A 17947-nucleotide genomic window follows, 5' to 3' on the forward strand; every position below is an offset into this window, starting at 1 on the left:
GTCACGGGGACTCCCGCCGGGCCGTCGTGCCGCGGACCACGAGCTGCGGCTCGAGGACGAGCTCGACCGGCTCGGTGCGCCCGTCGTCGAGACGCTGGGTGGCCGCCTCGACCGCGGCGGTCGCCATGGCCTCGGGGATCTGGCTGACGCTCGTGAGGTCGACCGTCGCCAGCCGGGCGATCGGACTGTCGTCGTAGCCGACGACGGAGATCTCACCCGGGACGTCCACGCCGTCGCGCCGGAGCCGGTCGAGGAGGCCGAGCGCGGCCCGGTCGTTGAACGCGACGACGGCGGACGGCATACGTGGGCGGCCGCGCGTGGCCTCTCGACCGGGCGGAGGGGGCAGGACGCGGCCGGTCGACGGACGGGGGGCGCGGGCAACGAGGGCTGTCGCCGCGCGGGCGCCCGACTCCTCGTCCCCGCCGCCGTCGACGACGAGCGACGAGTCCGCGAGCCCGAGGCGCTTCATGGCCCGGCGGTAGCCCTGCCGACGTACCGTGGCGATGGGGCCGCGCGGGCCGTCGACGAAGGTGATGTCGCGGTGCCCCAGACCGGCGAGGTGCTCGACGGCGAGCCCGACACCGACGTCGTCGGCCGCTCGCACGACGTCGACCCCGGCCGCGCGTGCTCGTCGGCCGATGGCCACGACGTGGTGCTCCTCGGCGAGCGCCGCGAGCTCGGCGTCGGGCAGCCGTGGGCCGAGCAGCAGGAGGGCCTCGCAGCGGAAGTCGAGGAGCGACTCGACGGCCCGGCGCTCGTCGCGGGTGCGCGTCAGCGGGCTGACGACGATGTCGTAGCCCCGCTCGTCGGCGGCGGCCTGGAGGTCCTCGAGGAGCTCGGCGTGGAAGGTGCTCCGGACGTCCATCGTCACGCCGAGCAGCTGGGTGCGCCTCCGGGCGAGCAGGCTCGCGGTGCGGTCGGCCCGGTAGCCGAGGTCGCGTGCCGCCTCGAGCACCGCCTCCCGCGTCGCCGCGCTCGGGCCGGGGCGTCCACGCAGGACGAGGGACACCGAGGCCGTGCTGACCTGAGCCCGCGCAGCGACGTCCTCGAGGCGGGGACGGGGGGGACGCGACGGCATACGACTCCTTGGTGGCTGTGGCCGGCAAGGCCGGGGTCGAGCTCGGGCCACTTTGTCAGAACAAAGTGTTGACACGCGCGGCACACGCTCCGCACACTGGAGCCATCGTAGTCTTAAAGCGCTTTAAACACATTGACGAATCCACCGAGATGTCCAGAGAGGCACATCCCATGACGCACTCACCCATCGGCGTCGCCGTCATCGGCGCCGGTATGGCGGGCCGGGCGCACTGCGCCGGCTATCGCACCGCCCCCACGCTCTTCGACCCACCGCTGCCACCGATCCGGTATGCCGCCGTCGTCGACGCGAACGAGGCCGTGGCCAAGGACGCGGCGGGCCGCTACGGCTACGCGCGGCACGGCACCGACTGGCGCGAGCTGCTCGACGCCGACGACGTCCAGGTCGTCAGCGTCGTCGTCGCCAACCACCTGCACCGCGAGATCGTCGAGGCCCTCCTCGACGCCGGCAAGCACGTGCTCTGCGAGAAACCCCTCGCCGCTAGCCTCGAGGACGCCCGGGCGATGGTGGCCGCCGCCGCGGCGCACCCCGACCTCGTGAGCGGCGTCGGCTTCGTCTACCGGCGACAGCCCGCCGTGGCGGCCATCCGGGACCTCGTCGTCGGCGAGCTCGGCGAGGTCTCCCACTTCAACGGCCGCTACTGGTGCGACTACGCCCGGAGCGCCGAGACCCCGATGGCCTGGCGCTACAAGGGCGGTCCCGGGACGGGGGCCCTGGCCGACATCGGCAGCCACCTCATCGACCTCGCCGAGTTCGTCTGTGGCCCGATGACCTCCGTGAGCGGCGGCGCCTTCACGACGAAGGTCACCGAGCGGGCCGTGCCCCTGGGCACGACGTACGGCCACGCCAAGGCCGAGCTGTCCGACGTGCGGGAGCCCGTCGAGAACGACGACGTCGCCACCTTCACGGCGCACTTCGAGTCCGGGGCCGTCGGCACCTTCTCGATCTCGCGCATCGCACCCGGCCACGCGAACTCGCTCGCCTTCGACCTCATGGCCGAGCACGGCGCCGCCAAGTGGGACATGGACCGCCCCGCCGAGCTCTCCGTCATCCGGCAGCTGCGCGGTGACGGCCTGGACGGCTACAACCAGGTGCTCGCCGGCCCGGCGCACCCCTACGTCAAGGGCGGGCTGCCGATGGACTTCCCCGGCTGCTCCTACGGCGTCGGCGACCTCTTCGGCTACCAGGCGCGGGCCTTCCTCGAGCAGGTCGCCGGCATCGAGGGAGGCCTGCCGGAGGTCGCCGCCTTCGACGACGGCGTGCGCGACCTCACCGTCCTCGACGCCGTCACGCGGTCGGCCGCTGCCGGCGGCGCCACGATCTCCGTCGGCTGAGTCCCCCACCACCCCAAGCACTTCCGGAAGAAGAAGGAACGACCCATGCAGCTCGGTGCCTACAACGCCTGCCTCGCGGACAAGACACTCCCCGAGGCCCTCGACCTCGTCAAGGGCCTCGGCCTGACGAGTGTCGAGGTCAACTCCGGCGGCTTCCTGCCGCCCATCCACCTGCCCGTCGACGACCTCCGCGCGAGCGAGCAGGCTCGGCAGGACTACCTCGGCGAGTTCAGCTCGCGCGGGCTCACCCTGACGGCCCTCAACTGCAACGGCAACCCCCTGCACCCCGCAGCCGGCTTCCCGCACTCGCATGACCTCATCGACTCGATCGAGCTCGCCGCACTGCTCGGCGTCAAGCGCGTGATCACCATGTCGGGCACCCCGGGCAGCGAGCCGGGAACGTCTGTCCCCGTGTGGAACCCGCTCCCCTGGTGGAGTCCGTTCCTCGACGTGCAGGACCACCAGTGGAGCGTCGCCGTGCCCTACTGGAAGGACGTCCAGGCCCGGGCCGCCGCGGCGGACGTCCGCATCGCCATCGAGATGCACCCTGGCAACATCGTCTTCAACCCGCGCACCCTCCACCGCCTCGTCGAGGAGACGGGCGCGACGCACATCGGCGCCGAGATGGACCCGAGCCACCTCTTCTGGCAGGGCATCGACCCGGTCCTCGCGGTCGCCGACCTCGGCGAGCTCGTCTACGTCGCCGCGGCCAAGGACACCCGCATCAACGACGCCGCCAAGGTCAACGGCGTCATCGACGACAGCTTCCGCCGGGTGGCCGACGGCGAGCCCGGCTACCTGCCGCTCGGCGGCGGCACGACGCTGAGCGGCTGGCCGGCGACGCCGTCGTGGGACTTCGTCGCGGTGGGTCGCGGGCACGATACGGCCTACTGGACCGAGTTCCTGCGCGCCCTGCACCAGGTCGACCCCGACATGCCGGTCAACATCGAGCACGAGGACCAGGAGCTCGACCAGCTCGAGGGACTGCGCTTCGCGGCCACCACGCTCATCGAGGCGGAGAAGGGCATCTGACGCCACGCCCGCCGCCACCCGGTCGTGGTGGGCGCGCCGCAGCGTCGGCGACAGGGGTACCTCGACCGGGTGGGCCTCACCGTGGACCGAGCCGGGAGGGTACGTGTCCGCCATGGCGATCGACACGGCGGTGCGACACCGACGGCCCTACCGCGGGTCGCACCTCATCACCCGGCTCGTCGGTCCCCTCACGATCGGGGCCCTCGTCGTCGCCTTCGCCCTGCTGTGGCTGCTCGCGCGACCCCTGGGCGACCCCGGCCAGCTCGTCGGCCAGCTCATCGGCGCCGAGGGCGTGCTGCTCCTGTCCGTCGGGCTCGTGCTCATCAGCACGCTGCGCTGGGTCGACCGGTTCTTCGACGGGGTCGACAAGGCCGCCGTCTGGCACCGCCGGGTCGCCCTGGCCGGCACGATCCTCGTCGGCGTGCACATCGCCACGACCGGCAACCGTCACCCCAGCCGGCTGGGACCGACCCTCGGCACCATCGGCATCGTCGGCCTGGCGGCCCTCACCGTGTGGGCCGTCGCCCCGCGCTGGCGCTCCATCACGCCGCACCCGCTGCGTCCGTCGGTCGAGCGGGTCATGGAGACGGGGCCTGTCCGGCTCGTCGGGCGGTGGGTCGGTGGCTACGGCCTGTGGCGCGGGTTCCACCGCCTGACCGGGGTCTTTCTCGCCTTCGGCTTCGCGCACGGCCTCATGGACGCCACGCTCTTCGGGTCCCCGCTGCTGCGCTGGTCCTACGTCGCGATCGGCGGCATCGGTCTCGCCTTCTACGTCTACCGCGAGCTGCTGGCCCGGCACGTCGCCCGGACCCACGACTACGAGGTGTCGTCGGTGGCGCCGATCGACGACGCGTCGTACGAGATCTGGCTCCGGCCGCTCGGGGACCGTTTCGCCTTCCGGCCGGGCCAGTTCGCCCTCGTCAACCTCGAGGCCCGCGACGGCTGGCACCGCCACCCCTTCACCATCGCGAGCGCGCCGCAGGAGCAGCAGGTCCGCATCACCGTGCGGGCGCTCGGCGACTTCACCTCGAGCATCGGCGACCTCGTCGAGCCCGGTATGCCGGCCGTGATCAGCAGCCCGCAGGGGCACTTCGACTTCGCGCGGGGCACGGAGCACCAGGTGTGGATCGCCGGCGGCATCGGTGTCGCGCCGATGCTGAGCTGGCTGCGGTCCGCCGGGCCGGGCGAGCTGCCGTCACGCGTCGACTTCTTCTACACCGCCCGAGGGCCGGCGCCCCTCGCCGACGAGGTCGCGCACCTCGCGGACCACCACGACGAGATGCACCTGCACCTCGTCGACACCGAGAGCGACCCGCGACTGACGACCGAGCGGGTCCTCGAGGCCGTCGGGACCGAGCCCCGCCGGCTCTCGGCGTTCCTCTGCGGACCCGAACGGATGGTCAGCGCGCTCCAGCGCGACCTCGTGCGAGCCGGTGTGAAACCGGCCAACGTGCACCGCGAGTACTACAACCTGCGCTGAGCGGGGGCGGCGGCTCCACCCGGTTGAGGTGACCGCGCCGTGGGACTCGCCGCCGGCATACCTCGACCGGGACCTTCGGCCCTCTCCGTCGGTGCCGCCTCGCGGGATGCTGGAGACAGGAGGCGCTCCATGGTCGACACGTCAGGCCCCGCCACCCCACCCGGCGTCCCGTCAGCCGGTGAGGCCCCTCGCGAGCCGAGGCCGCTGACCCGCGCCTGGATCTCCGTGGCACTCGTCCCCGTCTTCTTCCTCGTCGCCTTCGCGGCAGCGCAGGGCATCTACGCCCTGACGGGCTACGACCCGAGCGCCGGTGCCACACCGCCGCTGTGGGCCGACCTCGTCGCCGGAGTGCCGGCCCTGCTCATCCTCTTCCTGCCCTGCGCGGGCGCCGTCGTCTACGGCCGTCGTGCGGTGCGCGAGGGGGCCCGCTCGGGCTTCGTCCCGATGGTGCTCGGGGCGATCGTGGCCGTCGGCGGCATTGTCCTCGTCGCGCTGCAGTGAGCCGCTCCCCGGTGTGAGGTGTTCCCCCACCGCAGGTTCTGCGGCACACCCACCTCGACCCGATCCGACGACACTTGCGTTGGAGCGCACTCCAACACCTAGCGTCGGTGGGATGACCGACACCTTCCCCCTGGCAGACCGCACCGTCCGACGCGTGGGCTTCGGCGCCATGCAGCTCCCCGGACCCGGAGTCATGGGTCCGCCGCGCGACCGGGACGAGGCCCTGCGCGTGCTGCGCCGCGCCGTCGAGCTCGGCGTCGACCACATCGACACGGCCCAGTTCTACGGACCCGACGTGAGCAACGAGCTCATCCGCGAGGCCCTTCACCCGTATGCCGACGACCTCGCCCTCGTCTCCAAGGTGGGCGCACGACGCGACGCCGCCGGTGCGTGGCTGCCGGCGCAGCGACCCGAGGACCTGCGCGCCGACGTGGAGGCGAACCTCCGCTCGCTCGGGGTCGACCACCTGACGGCGGTCAACCTGCGGCGGATGGACGAGGGCGCCCCGGGCGCCGGGGACGTGCCGCTCGAGGACCAGGTGGCGGAGATGGCTGCGCTGCGCGACGAGGGCAAGATCGCGGGCGTCGGCCTCTCGACGGTGTCCGCCGCGGATCTTGCTGCCGCGCGGGCGATCACGGACATCGTCTGCGTGCAGAACCCGTTCAGCCTCGTCGACCAGAAGGACGCCGACGTCCTCGACGTGTGCGCCGCGGCGGGCATCGCCTACGTGCCCTACTTCCCGCTGGGCTCGGCGTTCCCCCACCTGCCCAAGGTCGTCGACCAGCCCGCCGTGCAGGCCGTCGCCGCTCGCCGCGGCGTCCCCGCGGCCCGGGTCGGCCTGACCTGGCTGCTCGCCCGCGCCGACAACGTGCTCCTCATCCCCGGCACGTCGTCGGTCGCGCACCTGGAGGAGAACATGGCCGTCGCCGACCTCGAGCTGACCGACGAGGACCTCGCGGAGATCTCCACCGTCGCGGCCTGAACGGCGAGGGGTCGGACGGCGTCAGCCCGGCCGGCCCCCGGTCGTCTCGTCCTCGGTGGCCGCCCACCCCGTGATCCCGACGATGCGGCACACGAGCACGTGGTGGAAGGGCCGGTCGGCGTACTGCGGGACGGCGCGGGCCAGACGGCCGCCCAGCTCGTCGGTGAGGGCCGTCCCGGGGTCGGGTACGTGCTCCAGCTCGACGCGCACCCACCACAGCCTCGACCAGTCCTCCGTCTCCCAGTGCTCGACGAGGAGTGACCCCCGGGGGTCGTCCTCGAGGTTGGCCTCCCGGCCCAGGCGCGAGGACGTCTTGGGCTTGACCGTGTCGATCGGCACGCCGACGTGACCGTCGCCGCTCACGGCATACACCACGGGTACCGGGTCGGGACCGCGTTCGGCGTGCAGGGTGCACAGGACCCCGTGCACCTGGGCGTCCAACCGTGCGCGAGCCTCGGCCCGGCTCAACCTCATGGCCGCCTCCAGCGTCCCGCGGGCCGTGGACCTGCCCGTCCTGACTCGTGATGGTAGGCGCACTAGAGCCGGGCGCTGGATGCGGCCGGGTTGGTAGCCTTCGACTGATCGTGACCATCGGCAGGAGGTGAGACCCGTGTCTGCAGCGTCCGCACCGGGTGCTCCCCCGCCGTCCACGATCGCGCGTCTGGCCTAGTCGCCACCGGGAGCCTCGAACCACACCGTCCGAGAGGTGACTCCCATGAACACCACACCCTTCCAGCTCCACCCCCCGACGACCGTCTCGGGCGTGCCTCACCCCTCGGGTGACGCGGGCCGGCGCGCCCTGGTGCTCGCCGGCGCCGGCGCGGCGGGCAACGCCTGGGAGCTCGGCCTCGTCGCCGGCCTCCTCGAGGACGGGGTCGACCTCACCGAGGCCGACCTGGTCATCGGCACGTCGGCCGGGTCCACGGTGGCCGCCCAGATCACCAGTGGCACAGCGCCGTCCGAGCTGTATGCCGCCATCCTCGCCGAGGTGCCCCCACCTGCTGCCGGCCGCCCCACGGCGACGGGTGGGCAGGCTCCAGGGGCTTCTGGCCAGAGCTACCTCGAGTGGTCGGACGCCGTCATCGCGGCGGCGGCCGACCCGGCCGACATGCGTCGCCGGATGGGCACGGCGGCGCTCGAGCGAGCCGCCTCGGAGGCCTCTCCGCAGGCACGCTGGCGCGACGTCGTCGCGTCCCGCCTCCCGAGCAGGCACTGGCCGAGCCGTGCGGTGCTCATCCCGGCCGTCGATGCCCGGACCGGAGAGCCCGTGGTCTTCGACCGCCACAGCGGGGTCGATCTCGTCGACGCCGTCGCGGCCAGCACGTCGGCGGTGACGCCCTATCCCATCGGGGACCGCCTCTTCCTCAACGGTGGCTACCGGCGCAGCGAGAACGCCGACCTGGCAGCGGGATTCGGACGCGTGCTCGTGCTCTCCCCCTTCGGCGGCCGGACGCGCATGCCTCTCGCGTGGGGCATGGACCTGGCCACGCAGGTCGCCGAGCTGCGGTCCGGTGGCAGCACGGTCGAGACCGTCTTCCCCGACGCCGGGGCGGGCGACGTCTTCGGTGCCAACGCGCTGGACCCGTCTACGCGGCTGCCCGCCGCGCGCGGAGGCCACGCCCAGGGACGCGCCCTGGCTGCGTCGCTCGCCGGCTTCTGGGGGTGAGGTGGGCCGAGGCTCTGGTCACCCGGCCACGGGAGCGGCTTCATGAGGGTCCACGCGCCGTCGGCCGCCGACGCCGGCCCGGTCGGATCGAGCAGGTGTCGCTCCATCCGCCAGGCCAGCGCCTGCGGCCACGTGACCGTCGCCTCGGTCGAGGTCGTGGTCGAGGTCGTCATGCCGGCGTGGTCGCACCGATCCCGGACGGAAGGCGCCCGGGGCGGGGCGGGTCAGCTGGCCTCGACCTCGGTACGCACGACGCGCTCGCTCGTCGACGACTGCCGGCTCAGCTCGCCGTCGCTCGACACCGTGGCGCTGTGCCATGTGATCGGCTCCGACGACGACGTGCGTGGGTCGCCGCTGGTGGCGTCCGACGACACCCCGTCGAGCGCCCGGCCCGGGGTCGCCTCCGAACCGGACTGCGTCTGGGAGCCGACGTAGATGACCTGCTGGGGCTGGTTCTGGATGAGCGAGATGTCGGTGCAGATGTTGAGCGGTGAGCCCCAGCCGACGGTGACGACGAACGTCACTCCGTGGTTCGGGTCGAAGGGCGGGCCGTGCGGCGTCACGTTGTCGACGGTGATCGACGCGGCCCCGACGAAGCGCTGCGCGCTGTTGTCGGCGAGCTTCTGGCCGCCGGTGACGTACTCGCTCGCCGAGACGGCGACGACGGAGTCCGCGCTGAGGGCGCCCCAGTTGAGGTTCACCACGTTGCGGCCCGGGTTCATCCTCCAGTAGATGCGGATGGTCATCGGTACTGCTCCTTCGTAGAAGTCGAGCGGGAAGGGGTTGTCGGGGTTGGGACCCGGCAGGGTCCAGTCGTGCACGGAGCCATCGGGGTTCGTGCGCGGGAAGTGCGCGTCGAGCAGTGCCTTGAAGGCGGGGAACGGGTCGTCGGTCCGGCCGGTGAGGTTGCGGTAGACGCCGGCGAGCGTCGGTGCCGCGGCGGCGATGACCCGTTTGATGTCGTAGCCGAGCTGGTAGCTCAGGTAGTTGATGAAGAGGGTCGCGCACCCGCTCTTCTCGTCCGGGGCGTGGTCGTGCTCGTCGATGGTGTTCACGTAGTCGATCCGGTCGCTGTTGATCCAGAAGCGGGCCGTGTCGAAGCCGGGCTCGTTGAACCCCAAGCCTGTTCGTCTGAGGAACTCGGCCGAGAGCACGCGCGAGAGCCCCTCCCCCGCGGACCCCTCGTTGCTGCCGTCGCTGGCGAACCAGCCGCGGTTCTGGGCGAGCATGAGCATCTCGACGACCTCGGCGACCAGGAGGTAGCGCACGACGTCGAGCCCGGAGCCGTTGCCGGGCCGGAGCGAGATGGGTGGTCCCCACGAGGCGCCGGCGTAGCCTCCGGGCACGATGTCGACCTCGATGGGCAGTGAGTAGGGCAGCGCGATGCCGCCGAACCAATCGGACATGATCTGGTAGTCCGCCTCGCACACGTTCATCAGGGCTTGGGCCCGCTGGAGACCGTCTGCATTCGACAGCGAGGTGTCGTAGCTGATCCGGTAGTGCGTGGTGGTACCGACTGTGGAGAGAGTCATGCTGGGCAGAGGTGCACGGGCTCCCCGCTGATACGCCCGGCCACCGCCGGCCCGCGAAGTCACCTGCACGACCTGCCGTTGTGCGAAACTCGATGCGATGCAGACACGCTCGGGGGACTTCGCGCTGACGACCGACGAGCTACGAGCAGTCGTGGCGTATGCCGTCGCGTGCGCCGAGCCCGCCCTCGTGATCTTCCGGCGGGCGCACCCCGACGACCCTCGGCCCGCCGCCGCTCTCGACGCCGCTCGGGTCTTCGACGAGGGCGCACCACGTTCCCGTCTCCAGAGGACCGCCGCGGTCGACGCCCACCGCGCGGCCCGCGACGCGTCCACCGAGCCCGCCCGCCACGCGGCCGCCGCTGCGGGCGACGCGGCGGCTGCGGCATACCTCCACCCCCTCGCGAAGGCGACGCAGGTGCGCCACATCCTCGGGGCGGCGACGCATGCCGCGCGAGCGGCCGAGCTCGCGCGCGGCGACGACCCGGTGGTCGCGGAGTACGTCGTCACGGCCGCCGCCAGGCGGGCAGACCCGGTGGTCCTCGAGGTGCTGAGCCGGTACCCGCGGGCACCCCAGGGGCGCAGCCGGATCGCGGCACTCATGACGCGCCTCGACGGTCTGCTGCGAGACCCTCCCCCGACTCCACGGGTCGTCGACGACGCCGGGCCGTTCTTCCACGGCACGAGGGCCGACGTGCGTCCCGGCGACCTGCTGACTCCCGGGTGGCGGACGAACTACGGGTCGGGGCGCCGGTCCAACCACATCTACCTCACGGCGAGCCGCGAGGGCGCACCCCTGGCGGCCGAGCTCGCGCTCGGCGACGGACCGGGCCGCGTCTACCGGGTCGAGCCTCTCGGCACGATCGAGGACGACCCCAACGTCACCGACAAGCGCTTCCCGGGCAACCCGACCCGCTCGTACCGCACGACCGAGCCGCTCCGGGTCGTGGAGGAGGTCACGGGCTGGGAACGGCCGCCGGCCGAGATGATCGCGCGGATGCGCGAGCGGATGGTCGAGCTGGCCGAGCTCGGCATCGAGGCCATGGACGACTGACGTGCGGTCGGTCGCCCGAGGCTGTGAGCTGCCTGCGCATCTGCCCCGGCGACGGTTGGGCGGTCGGTGGGGCGGGTAGGTCCCGGGGGTACAGCACCCCGAACGAAGGAGCGCACATGTCGGACGACGCCAAGGTCGCCAAGGACCTCGTGGAGACCCTGAAGGACGGCGAGAAGGGCTTCACCTCCGCCGCCGAGAAGCTGCGTGACAGTGACCGCGCCGAGTGGGCCACCACCCTCCAGCGCCTCGCCGAGCAGCGCGCGGGTTTCCGCCGCGAGATCGTCGAGATGGGCCACGAGTACGGCGACGACGTCGACGAGAGCGGTTCGGCGGCAGCCGCCCTGCACCGCGGCTGGATCTCGCTCAAGGACGCTCTCACCGGTGACGACGCCGGCGGGGTCCTCGGTGCCGCCGTCAAGGGCGAGGACCACGCGGTCTCCGAGTACGAGAAGGCCGAGAAGGCCGACCTCAGCGCGGGCTTCCGTGAGGTCGTCGCCCGCCAGCACGCCGCCGTCGTCGCCGCGCGCGACGAGGTCAAGGCCCTGCACGTCGCGGACTGACGAGACGCGGCGTGGCTCCTCGGAGGCACGCTGCGGAACGACGAGCCGGTCGGCGCCACACGGGCGCCGGCCGGCTCGTCACCTTCGGGCGCGGTGCGCCGGACGGTCGCCGCTCAACCCTCCGTCAGCAGGCGCACGACGGCGCGCAGCCCCGGAGCGGCGTCCTCGAGGCGCACGTCACCCCCGTTGCGCCGCAGGAGCGCTCGCGTGATCGGGAGTCCGAGGCCGCTGCCGCCAGTGTCCCGGTCGCGAGCCTCGTCGAGCCTGGTGAACCGGTCGAAGACCCGTTCACGGTCCTCCGCTCTGATGCCATGGCCGTCGTCGCTGACCATGACCTCGACCTGGTGGCCCACCGCGACGGCGTCGAGGACGACACCGGTGCGCGCGTGCCGGACGGCGTTGTCGACGAGGTTGGTCAGGGCCCGGACCAGCTCGCCCCGGCGCGCCCAGGTCTGCATGTCGCGTCCCACGATGCCGGGCGCGACGCGTACCGGCACCCGGGCGCCCCGATAGCGACCCTCGACCTCCGAGAGCAGCTCGGCCACGTCGACCGCGGACGACTGGCGGTTCGTCGCGGCGTCGTCGGCACGCGCGAGCAGGAGCAGGTCGTCCACGAGGGTCGTCAGGCGGTCGACGTCGCCGAGCAGGTCCGCCGGCAGGTCGCCTCCCTCGCCGAGCCGTTGTGCCACCTCGAGCTGGGTGCGCATGCTGGCGAGCGGGCTGCGCAGCTCGTGGGCCGCGTCGGCGACGAAGGCGCGCTGCTTGCGCCGGGCGACCGTGATGCGGTCGAGCATGGCGTTGAGAGTCGTCGCCAGGGCGCTGACCTCGTCACTCGTCGGCGGCACGGGCAGCCGCTCGCTCTCCGAGGACGACTCGTCGATGCGCGCGGCGCCCCGACGGAGTGCCTCGACCGGGGCGAGCGCCGCGCCGATGACCCGCCAGGCGATGAGCGCCAGCACCGCCAGGAGCAGCGGGAAGATCCACAGCAGCAGGGTGCGCAGCGTCCTCGTGCTCTGCTCGACGTCGGCCGTGGGTGCCGCGGCCACGACGGAGTACGCGCGGGCCGCCGGGCCGGCCGGGACGGCCACGACCTGGAGGCGGCCCGACAGTCCCGACCGGCTTCCGGGGACGATCACCTGGAGCCCGGCCAGGGCACGGCGCAGCTCGTCGGGCGTGACGAGGGCGGTCAGCCGGTCGGCCGTCACGGACCCGGTCACCACCCGTCCCGCGGCATCGATGACCTGGACCACCTGCGAGCCCGACACCGGGACCGGGTCCGGCATCCGGCCCGAGTCGACGAGCAGGGCCACCTGCTGGGCGCTGGCGCGAGCGGTGCCCTCGAGGGAACGGCCCAGCGAGGCGGTGAGGACGGCATAGAGCAGCACGCCGCCGATGACGAGCGCCCCGGCGACACCCGCGAGTCCGACGAGCATCAAGCGGGCGCGGATGCTGAGCCTCGCGAGCCGGTGTCGCACCGTGCGGCTGCGCGCGTGGTCGGTCACGACGACATCCGGTAGCCGACGCCTCGCACCGTCTCGATCCGCGCCCGGCCCAGCTTGCGACGAAGGTAGCCGACGTAGACCTCGACGACGTTGGCGTCGTCGAGGTCGCCCCACACCTTCTCGAGGAGGACCTCCTTGTGGACGGCGGCGGGGTGCGCGCGCAGGAGGTGCTCGAGCAGGAGGAACTCGCGGGGGCGAGGGAGACGGGCGAGCCCTCGACCTCGACATGGTGGGCGGCTGGCTCGAGCGTCACCCCGGCGGCCTCGAGCACGGCTGGACGCGGAACAGGATCCCTGCGCAGCAGGGCGCGCAGCCGGGCCACGAGCACGACGAAGGAGAACGGCTTCGTCAGGTAGTCGTCCGCGCCGTAGTCGAGCCCGTCGGCCTCGTCGTACTCCCCGTCCTTGGCCGTGAGGAGGAGCACGGGCACCCAGTTCTCCTCGGCCCGAAGGGTCTTCACGACGGTGTAGCCGGACGTGCGGGGCAGCATGATGTCGAGGACGACGACGTCGTAGGCCCCGAAACGAGCGGCCTCCAGACCTGCCTCACCGTCCCCGACGTGGTCGACGACGAAGCCCTCGGCGGTCAGCCCGCGCACGACGGCGGCTGCCATCCGGGCCTCGTCCTCCACCAGCAGCACCCGCACACCGCCACGATGTCACGGCACCGGGCCCGGCGCCGCGCTGTGCGACGGAGCGGTCTCAGGCGCCTCTCAGCACCCGCGGCGCACCATGGTCGCATGAGCTTCTTCAGCGACCACCCCAGGTCCCGCTGGGTCCTGCCCGTGGCGGCGGTCGGTGTCATCGGGGCCACCGCCCTCACCGTCAACCAGGCGGCCAGCGCGGACAGCGGCCTCCCGGCCCGCACCGCCGCCCAGCTGCTCGCCGACGTGCGTTCGGCGAACGTCTCCAGCCTCTCCGGGACGGTCGTGCAGACCTCGGACCTCGGGCTGCCCGACCTGCCGGGAATCGGCGGCAGCGGCGCGCTGGGCTCGGCCAGCAGCTCGCTGACCTCCCTCGTCTCCGGGACCCACACCTGGCGGATCTGGCTCGACGGTCCCACCCGTCAGCGCCTCGCCCTCATCGGCGCCAACGGCGAGTCCGACGTCATCCACAACGGCTCGGACATCTGGCTGTGGTCCAGCGCCGACAAGACCGCGGTCCACCACCGACAGGACACCACCGGCGCTCGCGCGGGGTCGACGGGCACGAAGCTGCCGTCCGGAGTGCCGGGCGCGCTGCCGTCCGGGGCGCCCCGGACGCCGGACGAGGCAGCGGCCGCAGCCCTGGCCCTGATGGGCAAGGACACCTCGGTCACGACCTCGGGCACGGCCTCGATCGCGGGCCGCTCGGCGTACGAGCTGGTCCTGACCCCGAAGGACCGCAGCACTCTCGTCGGGGCGGTGCGGATCGCCATCGACAGCCAGGAGCACGTGCCGCTGCGCGTGCAGGTCTACTCCACGAAGCTTACGAACCCCGCGTTCGAGGTCGGGTTCACGGCCGTCGACTTCGCCACGCCGGATGTGCGGCAGTTCGCCTTCACCCCGCCGGCCGGCACGACGGTCACCGAGTCCGACCGGCCGACCGCGCCCAAGGGCGGCGCCGGCACCAACCCGGCCCCCGGCGAGCCCTCGGCACCCTCCCTGCCGACGATGCCCGGAGCGCCGAAGGTGACCGGGTCGGGATGGAGCACGGTCGTCGTCGCGCCGTTCACCCTCCCCAAGCCGACGTCCGGCAGCGGCACGGCGGCTGGCAGCGCGGCCCAGCTGACCGGCCTCCTCAAGGCCCTTCCGACCGCCTCGGGGACGTGGGGCAGCGGGCACGTCCTGCAGGGCACGCTCTTCTCCGTCGTGCTGACCGACGATGGTCGCGTCGCGGTCGGAGCCGTCCCGGCGGACCTGCTCTACGCCGCCCTGGCGACGAAGTGACCCGACCAGTCGAGCCACAGCCGTCGCCGGCCCCCGGGAGCGACCTCGCGATCGCGACCCGGGGGCTGACGAAGCGCTTCGGCGCACGGGCCGCGGTCGACGGACTCGACCTGCTCGTGCCTCGCGGGTCGGTCTACGGCTTCCTCGGTCCGAACGGCTCGGGCAAGACGACGACGATCCGGATGCTGCTCGGCCTCGTCCGACCCTCCGCCGGCACGAGCACGCTCCTGGGGCAACCGGTTCCGCAGGGCGCCCAGCTCGTGCTGCCCCGCGTGGGGAGCCTCGTCGAGGGTCCGGCGTTCCACCCGTACCTGTCGGGTCGGGCCAACCTGCAGCGGCTCGACGCTGCCGACCTCACCGCGGACGCGCGTGACTCGAGACAGCGCATCGACGCGGCACTCGACCGGGTCGGCCTCCTCGCGACAGCGGGGAAGAGGTACCGCGCCTACTCCCTCGGGATGCGCCAACGTCTCGCCATCGCCGCCGCGCTGCTCGTCCCGAGGGAGCTGCTCGTGCTCGACGAGCCGACCAACGGCCTCGACCCGCAGGGGACTCGCGAGGTGCGCCACCTCGTCGCCTCGCTCGCGTCGGACGGGACGACGGTCTTCGTCTCGAGCCACCTGCTCTCGGAGGTGGAGCAGATGTGCACCCACCTCGGCGTCATGAGCGACGGGAGGCTCGTCGCCCAGGGGTCGAGCACGGAGGTCCGTGGTGGTGCGGCTCCGGTGGCGAGGATCCTCACGGAGCAGCCCACCGTCGCTGCGAGGATCCTGACCGAGCTCGGGCTCGTCGGCGTCGAGGCCGTGCCCGGCGGCGTCCGCGGCACACCGGACGGCATCGCCCCGGAGAAGATCGTCGCGGCGCTCGTCGAGTCCGGCGTCGGCGTCAAGGAGTTCACCGTGTCGAGCCCCAGCCTCGAGGACCTGTTCGTCTCGCTCACCGGGGAGGGCTTCGATGTCAGCGGCTGAACCGACTCTGGCCGACGACCGCGGGACAGCCGCACGCCGTGACTCGGCACCGATCTCGCGGCGCCCGTCCTCACGGCTGCTGCGGTCGGAGCTGCGCCTCATCGCCGGTCGCCGGCGCAACCAGATGGGCCTGCTCGTGCTCGCCGCCGTGCCGGTGCTCATCGCGGTCGCGGTCCGGATCTCGTCGCCGCGCCAGGGTCGGGGACCGGACTTCGTGTCCTCGATCACCTCCAACGGCCTCTTCGTGCCGCTCGCGGCCCTCAGCGTCGAGCTGGGGCTCTTCCTCCCCCTCGCCATCGCGATGCTCGCGGGCGACGCCGTGGCCGGGGAGGCCAACCTCGGCACGCTGCGCTACCTGCTCACCGTGCCGGTCGGACGCACGCGGCTGCTCGTCACGAAGTACGCCTCGCTCGTGATCGGTGCCCTCTGGGGGGTCGCCGTCGTCGTGCTCGCCGGCGCCGCAGCGGGGGTCGCCCTGTTCGGCACCGGGCCGATGCTGACGCTCTCGGGCACCGAGATCTCGTTCGGCTCAGCCGTCTGGCGCGTGGTGCTGGTCGGCCTCTACGTCGCCGTAGGGCTTGCCGCACTGGCCGCCGTGGGGCTGTTCATCTCGACGCTCACCGAGCAGCCGCTTGCCGCGACGGTCGCCCTCATGATCTTCACGATCCTGTCGTGGATCGCCGACTCGGTGCCGCAGATCTCGTGGCTGCACCCGTGGCTGCTCGTCGACCAGTGGATGGCCTTCGGCGACCTGCTCCGCGACCCACCCTTCTGGGACAACATCGCCCAGGGCCTGCGGGTCGACCTCGCGTATGCCGTGGTCTTCGGCCTGCTCGCGTGGGCCCGTTTCGCGGGCAAGGACATCACGAGCTGACCTCGCCGACGGCACGCCGGGTGGCCACCCTCCACGCGAGGCTGACGACCCGGCATACGTCATGAGGGCGTCAGCGGATCGGGTCGGGATCGGGGACGGGCTCGTCCGCGTCGATGAGTGACGGCGGCCCGACGACCAGCTCATCCTCCGCGGTGGGCGCGGACGCCCTGGCGTCGGCGAGCACGTCGGCCGGCACGTGCCGCTCGAGGAACCGTCGCGCCAGACGCGTCGAGGGGTGGATGCCGATGGTGGCCGCGACGATGATCGCGGCGATGACGAGCCAGCCGACCGGCCCCCAGTCCAGGGCGAGGAACGTGAACACGGCCGGCGCCCAGACCTTCCCGAGGGTCATGCTCAGCTGGGCCGCACCCTGGTAGGAGCCGCGCTGGCGCGGGTCCATCAGCTCCGCCTCGAAGGACCAGCTGGCAGCCGACACGTACAGCTCGGCGCCGGTCACCGTGACGTGCCCGAGCCAGACGAGCGCGATCGTCAGCCAGCCGAGGGTGTCGTGCGTGGCCAGGGTGATGAGGCACGACACGACGAAGAGGGCCGCCGAGATCCGGATGGCGCGCAGCGCGGTGGGGACGTCCTTGACGCCGCGCGAGGTGATCATCGGCAGGAAGATGCACATCACCGTGTTGGTGCCGAAGAGGAACGCGAGCAGTACCCGAGGGGCATCGGTCTTCTGCACGAGCCACAACGGGATGACGACGTTGAGCAGCACCTGGTTGGTCCAGAAGACGCCGGTGAAGAACGTCGTCAGCAGCCAGCCGAGGTTGCGCAACGGGCCCGGCCCGGGGACGCGGACCTCCCGCTCCTCGGGCGTCCGCTCGTCGTGCGAGGCGTTGGGCAGGCGCAGGATGGCGGCGGCGTTGACGAGGAAGGCGAGCGCCGTGAACCACGGCAGCGCGTGCAGGACGTCGTTGGAGTGGAACGCCAGCGCGATGCCACCGACGACCGAGCCCAGCGTGAAGCCGAGGTTGAGCGCGGAGTACATGTAGGCCCGCGACCGCACGCGCTCCTCCGGGGGAAGGACGTCGATGGTGTACGCCCCGTAGGCGGCACCGCCGAGCGCCCCGATGACCTCCATGCCGACCGCCATCGAGACGTAGCCCTGGAAACCGGTGATGAACGGCCAGAACGCGAACATCGCAGCCTGGCCGGCCGCGCTGACCGCCCACATCTTCCGCGGCCCGAAGCGGTCGACGAGCCGGCCCATCGGCAGCGCCGCGAGGAAGGCCGCGACACCGGCGATCGTCAGTCCGAGGCCGACCTGCGCGGCCGACAGCCCGACGATCTGGGTGAAGAAGACCGCCGAGCCCGTCATGAACGTGCCCTCGCCCAGGGCGAAGAGCAGCGACTGCGCGGAGAGCCGCCCCGCCAGGGGCGACGGCGGGCGGGCGTGGCGGAGCGCGGCGTCGAGGGTCACCCGAGGATTCTCC

16 protein-coding genes and 2 pseudogenes are annotated in these 17947 nt (G+C 72.6%); 12 read left to right on the top strand and 6 right to left on the bottom strand.

Annotated features, from left to right (window positions below; translation table 11 throughout):
• Window position 1: 1 nt before the first annotated feature.
• On the bottom strand, window positions 2-1078 hold the full coding sequence (locus TAE01_RS01250; RefSeq protein WP_147062565.1) for a LacI family DNA-binding transcriptional regulator: 1077 nt from the start codon (window positions 1076-1078) through the stop codon (window positions 2-4).
• 170 nt (window positions 1079-1248) lie between these two features.
• On the opposite strand from TAE01_RS01250, the gene TAE01_RS01255 reads away from it, so the two are divergent.
• The 5 genes from TAE01_RS01255 to TAE01_RS01275 all read left to right on the top strand — a co-directional run bounded on the left by TAE01_RS01255 (window position 1249) and on the right by TAE01_RS01275 (window position 6425).
• Entirely contained in the window at window positions 1249-2430 is a 1182-nt protein-coding gene (locus TAE01_RS01255) for a Gfo/Idh/MocA family protein (protein WP_147062566.1), read from the top strand.
• A 45-nt stretch (window positions 2431-2475) separates the two neighbouring features.
• Window positions 2476-3462 carry a sugar phosphate isomerase/epimerase family protein gene (locus TAE01_RS01260; RefSeq protein WP_147062568.1) on the top strand — a complete coding sequence of 329 codons (987 nt, stop codon included), beginning with the start codon at window positions 2476-2478 and terminating at the stop codon, window positions 3460-3462.
• Window positions 3463-3574: 112 nt separating this feature from the next.
• Window positions 3575-4942 (top strand): ferredoxin reductase family protein, encoded by a 1368-nt coding sequence (locus TAE01_RS01265; protein ID WP_147062570.1) that lies wholly within the window; start codon window positions 3575-3577, stop codon window positions 4940-4942.
• A 129-nt stretch (window positions 4943-5071) separates the two neighbouring features.
• A complete protein-coding gene (locus TAE01_RS01270) occupies window positions 5072-5443 on the top strand; it encodes a hypothetical protein (protein ID WP_147062572.1) in 372 nt (123 codons plus the stop codon).
• 112 nt (window positions 5444-5555) lie between these two features.
• A complete protein-coding gene (locus TAE01_RS01275) occupies window positions 5556-6425 on the top strand; it encodes an oxidoreductase (RefSeq protein WP_147062574.1) in 870 nt (289 codons plus the stop codon).
• A 21-nt stretch (window positions 6426-6446) separates the two neighbouring features.
• Here TAE01_RS01275 and TAE01_RS01280 read toward each other — a convergent pair whose 3' ends face one another.
• The gene (locus TAE01_RS01280; RefSeq protein WP_147062576.1) at window positions 6447-6899 is read right to left on the bottom strand and encodes a PNPOx family protein; all 453 of its coding nucleotides are present in this window, start codon (window positions 6897-6899) and stop codon (window positions 6447-6449) included.
• A gap of 241 nt (window positions 6900-7140) precedes the next feature.
• On the opposite strand from TAE01_RS01280, the gene TAE01_RS01285 reads away from it, so the two are divergent.
• Window positions 7141-8091 carry a patatin-like phospholipase family protein gene (locus TAE01_RS01285; RefSeq protein ID WP_246111063.1) on the top strand — a complete coding sequence of 317 codons (951 nt, stop codon included), beginning with the start codon at window positions 7141-7143 and terminating at the stop codon, window positions 8089-8091.
• Between the two features lie 224 nt (window positions 8092-8315).
• Here the strand turns inward: TAE01_RS01285 and TAE01_RS20425 are convergent, their stop codons facing one another.
• Complete coding sequence (locus TAE01_RS20425) at window positions 8316-9623, bottom strand: hypothetical protein (protein WP_186814990.1); 1308 nt, start codon at window positions 9621-9623, stop codon at window positions 8316-8318.
• 97 nt (window positions 9624-9720) lie between these two features.
• On the opposite strand from TAE01_RS20425, the pseudogene TAE01_RS21150 reads away from it, so the two are divergent.
• The 3 genes and pseudogenes from TAE01_RS21150 to TAE01_RS01300 all read left to right on the top strand — a co-directional run.
• Window positions 9721-10107: pseudogene (locus TAE01_RS21150) on the top strand (putative immunity protein); the annotation flags it as partial.
• 114 nt (window positions 10108-10221) lie between these two features.
• Complete coding sequence (arr, locus tag TAE01_RS21155; RefSeq protein WP_246111089.1) at window positions 10222-10674, top strand: NAD(+)--rifampin ADP-ribosyltransferase; 453 nt, start codon at window positions 10222-10224, stop codon at window positions 10672-10674.
• Between the two features lie 116 nt (window positions 10675-10790).
• Window positions 10791-11234: a ferritin-like domain-containing protein gene (locus TAE01_RS01300; protein ID WP_147062580.1), complete on the top strand. Its 444-nt coding sequence runs from the start codon at window positions 10791-10793 to the stop codon at window positions 11232-11234.
• Between the two features lie 113 nt (window positions 11235-11347).
• Here the strand turns inward: TAE01_RS01300 and TAE01_RS01305 are convergent, their stop codons facing one another.
• Together TAE01_RS01305 and TAE01_RS01310 are read right to left on the bottom strand one after the other, a co-directional pair.
• The gene (locus TAE01_RS01305; protein WP_222594027.1) at window positions 11348-12736 is read right to left on the bottom strand and encodes a sensor histidine kinase; all 1389 of its coding nucleotides are present in this window, start codon (window positions 12734-12736) and stop codon (window positions 11348-11350) included.
• Window positions 12733-13382, bottom strand: a pseudogene (locus tag TAE01_RS01310) (response regulator transcription factor). Before TAE01_RS01310 ends, TAE01_RS01305 begins: the two are co-directional and overlap by 4 nt.
• Before the next feature lie 93 nt (window positions 13383-13475).
• Between TAE01_RS01310 and TAE01_RS01315 the strand changes: the two are divergent.
• Genes TAE01_RS01315 through TAE01_RS01325 form a run of 3 tightly spaced genes read left to right on the top strand, consistent with a single transcriptional unit; the run spans window position 13476 to window position 16505 of the window.
• A complete protein-coding gene (locus TAE01_RS01315) occupies window positions 13476-14663 on the top strand; it encodes a LolA family protein (protein WP_147062582.1) in 1188 nt (395 codons plus the stop codon).
• Window positions 14660-15631 carry an ABC transporter ATP-binding protein gene (locus TAE01_RS01320; RefSeq protein ID WP_147062584.1) on the top strand — a complete coding sequence of 324 codons (972 nt, stop codon included), beginning with the start codon at window positions 14660-14662 and terminating at the stop codon, window positions 15629-15631. Before TAE01_RS01315 ends, TAE01_RS01320 begins: the two co-directional genes overlap by 4 nt.
• Window positions 15618-16505 (top strand): ABC transporter permease, encoded by an 888-nt coding sequence (locus TAE01_RS01325; protein WP_147062586.1) that lies wholly within the window; start codon window positions 15618-15620, stop codon window positions 16503-16505. Before TAE01_RS01320 ends, TAE01_RS01325 begins: the two co-directional genes overlap by 14 nt.
• 70 nt (window positions 16506-16575) lie before the next feature.
• Here TAE01_RS01325 and TAE01_RS01330 read toward each other — a convergent pair whose 3' ends face one another.
• Window positions 16576-17934 carry an MFS transporter gene (locus tag TAE01_RS01330; RefSeq protein WP_147062588.1) on the bottom strand — a complete coding sequence of 453 codons (1359 nt, stop codon included), beginning with the start codon at window positions 17932-17934 and terminating at the stop codon, window positions 16576-16578.
• Between the last annotated feature and the right edge of the window lie 13 nt (window positions 17935-17947).

Source organism: Terrabacter aerolatus (genome assembly GCF_007991735.1).
Taxonomy (GTDB): domain Bacteria; phylum Actinomycetota; class Actinomycetes; order Actinomycetales; family Dermatophilaceae; genus Terrabacter; species Terrabacter aerolatus.